Below are 3,207 nucleotides of genomic sequence, written 5' to 3'. Positions count from 1 at the left end.
GACGACAAGGGCGCTTTCAATGAGGCCGCGGCGCGGGCCGAGCTCATGCGTCAGCTCGGCTCGGTCCGCGGCAAGCCGGGAGACGCGGCGCCGCATGTGCGTTGCATCCTGGCGGCGCTTTCGCTGCATCGGGCGCAGCGCCGCGACGAAGCGCAGCGCTATCTGGGCGATCTCTCGTCGGCGCTGGGGCCGATCGGCAAGGAAGGCCGAACAGGTCCCGATCGCGCGCTCCTTTTTCCGACCGCCCTGATCGAGCGCGCGGATCAATGGTTGGGCGAACGAGATTTGCGCCAGCCACTGGTCAAGACGATGGCGGCGCATGGCTTCACCACCCCCGCGACTATGAGCGTTCTCCTCGCCGCGCGGGCGGAAGGCGGCGTTCTGCCGCCGGCGCAGTTCAACTTCCTGAAGCTCGTCGATCGGCGGCTCTGGTACGCGCTGCACTCATTGGGCTACCCGGCGGACATGTTCGATCCTCTTCTCCACGCGACGCCGCTCGTCGAAGCGATCGGCGCGCGTGACCATTGGGCCGCGGAGCGGATCGCCGGCGCGGCGTTGCGCGTCGCCTCGATCGACAATGCGCTCGCGGCGGTTCGGAAGGTCTGACACTGGGCGGAGGGAACGCCTTCTCATTCGCGCAGCGCGCAACGATCATGAGTTTCAGAAAGATCGAGGAGGCCCTGATGGACGAGCCCATTGCCACGCAAGAGACGAAGACCGTATCGGAGCGGCCGCATATTCACGTCGACATTCATGTGCATCTGGACGGGCCGGTCGTCACGCGTGCGGTTGGACACCGAGACCGCGTCGACGACGAGATCGAACGCGGCAGCCCGTCCGCCGCGCCGACGAGACGATCATTGCTCACGACGCTCCTCGTCGGTTTCGGCGTGTCGGCCGTCGGCTATGTGGGCTTTCGGGCGGGAAGCGTTTCGTCTCAGCAAAAAGATTTCGGCGTGAACCAGGCGGCGGTTTCTCAAGGGTCCGCCGCGACGGCGTCGCCCGCGCCATTGCCGGACGCTCTCGCTCGCGACCTGCAGCGGCCCCCGCAGATCACGCCCGCGCCGGGTACCCCGGCCGGCGCGAGCCAATCGGGTCCGGCCGCCTTCGGCCTGCAGCAATGACGAGATCGCCGGCGGCGCGGAGAGCACTATGATCCCACGCGAGATTTCGGGGCCGCAGGAGCGGTTCGAGCGGTCGGGCGCGCAAGCGCTGCGCGATCTGCGGCCGATGTCGACGCGCGTCTGGGGCTCGCTGATGAGTGAGTTTTCAGGCGCCATGCTCAGCGTCGGCGCCGGGCTCATGCTGCTAGAGCCAGCTTCGGTCGACCTGATCGTCCCCGCGGCGATCGGCTACGCGGCCCTCGTCCTGACGCGACGCGTCGATCTGCCGATGCGGCTTCCAAAGAGCCCCGCCGTCGCGGACTGGAACTATCCCGATCCCAAGAATCGCGCGCCCCGCATGGCGGCCGGCATCATCTATCTCGGCCGCGACGTCTCCGGCCAGGAATTATGGATCACCGCTGAGGACGGCCGGCAACATGCGACCATTCCAGGAACGACCGGCGCCGGCAAGACGACCGCGATTTTGGGCTTCGTCTCCAATGCGCTGACCCATGCGAGCGGCTTTGTTCTCGTCGACGGCAAGGCCGACCACACATTGTTCGGCGAGGTGATGGCGCTCGCGCGGCGGTTCGGCCGCGAGGACGATGTGCTGCATCTCAATCTCTTGGTCGCGAGCGGCAGCAAAGAGAGCAACAGCTTCAATCCCTTCGCCACGGGCAACGCCGACGCGATCCGCGAGATGGTGGTCAGCCAACTCGGCGAGCAGGCCGTGAATGACTCGAACGGCGTCTTCCGCAGCCGCGCCGTCGCCTTGATCGGAGCGGTGATCCCCGTTCTGACATGGATCAGAGATCACGCCGGCGTTCCGATCGACATCGAGAAGATCCGGGACGCGCTCGAGCTGCGCGTGATCTGGAAGCTCGCCGTCAAGGGTCTCTATGAATTGCGCGACCCCGCGACCGGCAAGACGAAGGACATTGCTCTCGACCTCCCACAGGACGTCGTCTATCCGCTGCTCGCCTATCTCGGCGAGCTGCCCGGCTATGACACGGACCTCGACTACAACAAGCAAAAGTCCGACGATCCGTCCAAGCAGCATGGCTATGCGCGGTTTTATTTCACCGAGATGTTCACGCAGCTCGGCGTGTCGCTCGGGCATATATTCAAGGTCGAGCAGGGCGACATCGACATGCGCGACGTGGTCTTGAACCGGCGCATTCTGGTCGTCTCTCTGCCGGCGCTGGAGAATTCCTCCGACACATTGGCGGGGCTCGGCAAGATCGTGGTGACGTCGCTGCGCGGCATGATGGCGCAAATGCTCGGCATGCCGAAGGAGAAGCTCGGAATGGAGGCTCCCTATCATATCGTGTTGGACGAGCTCGCCTATTATGCGACGAGCGATCTCGACCGGATGATGGCGCAGGGCCGCAGCCTCAACATCGCCTTCTGGCTCGGCTTTCAGGAGGTCTCGGGGATCTTCGCGCGGCTCGGCGAGAAGACCTACACGCTGCTCGGCAACGCCAATCTGACCGCGGCGATGCGCCAGCAGGACGCCAATCGCACGCGCGAATGGATCGAGGAGACCTCGGGCAAGACCGATGTGGCGCAGGCGACGAGCTTTCGCGGCGGCGACATCGGCGTTTATCACGACACCCGCCAGGCCGATGTGCGCCAGGTGTCGCGGGTGAACTGGCGCGACCTGCAGAGCCTCATCGAAGGCGAGGCGATCATGCTGTTCGGCGGCCGCCGCATCTACGCGAAGGTTTTTCACGCGAATGTCGACAAGGCGGGTCCCAAGCCCCTCGTCAAGCGGACGGCTCTCGCTCCACCCGCCCGCCCCGAGCTCGAGGCGAGGCTCGACGAGGTTCGCGAGATCGCGGCCAGGATCGAGAATGGGATGGTCGCCGCCGGCGGCCGCGAGCCCATGGAGCCGACGCTGAGGGCGATATACGAAGCCTTTCGCGACGCGAAGGCGAATGGAGGCGATCGAGACGCCTGCGTCGAAGCGGCGATCCGCGCCGCGGGCGAGGTTCCCTTTACCCCGTATGAGGGAAGGAAGGGCGCGGCGACGCGCCTTCTTCTCATGCTCGAATCGACGGTGCATGGAACGGAAGGAGAGGCGTCGGGCGGCGATCGGCCCGCT

2 protein-coding genes and 1 pseudogene are annotated in these 3,207 nt (G+C 65.8%); all 3 read left to right on the top strand.

Annotated elements, in window-relative coordinates; translation table 11 throughout:
- A pseudogene (locus A1351_RS25100) lies at positions 1–606 on the top strand (hypothetical protein); the annotation flags it as partial.
- 77 nt (positions 607–683) lie between these two features.
- On the top strand, positions 684–1,124 hold the full coding sequence (locus tag A1351_RS03795) for a hypothetical protein (RefSeq protein WP_157096078.1): 441 nt from the start codon (positions 684–686) through the stop codon (positions 1,122–1,124).
- Between the two features lie 28 nt (positions 1,125–1,152).
- A partial coding sequence (locus tag A1351_RS03790; protein WP_064032262.1) for a type IV secretory system conjugative DNA transfer family protein occupies positions 1,153–3,207 on the top strand: 2,055 nt, incomplete at its 3' end.

Origin of the sequence: Methylosinus sp. R-45379 (assembly GCF_001644125.1) — a bacterium.
Lineage (GTDB): Bacteria > Pseudomonadota > Alphaproteobacteria > Rhizobiales > Beijerinckiaceae > Methylosinus.
The sequence above is the reverse complement of the archived record's forward strand: the minus strand, read 5'-3'. Positions and strand labels throughout refer to the sequence as shown.